This window comes from Bacillus sp. SIMBA_074 (assembly GCF_046534555.1).
GTDB classification, from domain to species: Bacteria; Bacillota; Bacilli; order Bacillales; family Bacillaceae_G; genus Bacillus_A; species Bacillus_A mycoides.
This window is the reverse complement of sequence record NZ_JAWRYM010001290.1, coordinates 1-233: the sequence shown is the minus strand read 5'-3', so window position 1 is coordinate 233 and position 233 is coordinate 1. Positions and strand designations below refer to the sequence as shown.

The 233-nt window shown below is 67.4% G+C and carries 1 protein-coding gene; it reads right to left on the bottom strand.

The genetic code is table 11. The features are described 5' to 3' along the window. Positions 1-233, bottom strand: a 233-nt coding sequence (locus SB773_RS34865; protein WP_410595147.1) for an alpha/beta-hydrolase family protein, incomplete at both ends; no start/stop codon positions are given.

Here is a 233-nt window from a genome sequence, read left to right as displayed (position 1 = left end):
GCCATCGGCCAGCAGCATGTCCAGCGCCAGCTGGAACATGCTCACCAGTGGATACCAGCGCAACGCCGGCGAGACGTCGAAGCCGCGCGGGTCATCCATCCAGTCGGGCTTGCGCCAGGCGTCGTGGACGTCGAAGAAGGTGATCGCGTCGCTGGCGTACTGCAGGTAGACCACGCGGGTCGGCCCCCACGGCGCATCCGGCGCTTCCGGCGTGCCGTGCTGGTTCATGAAAC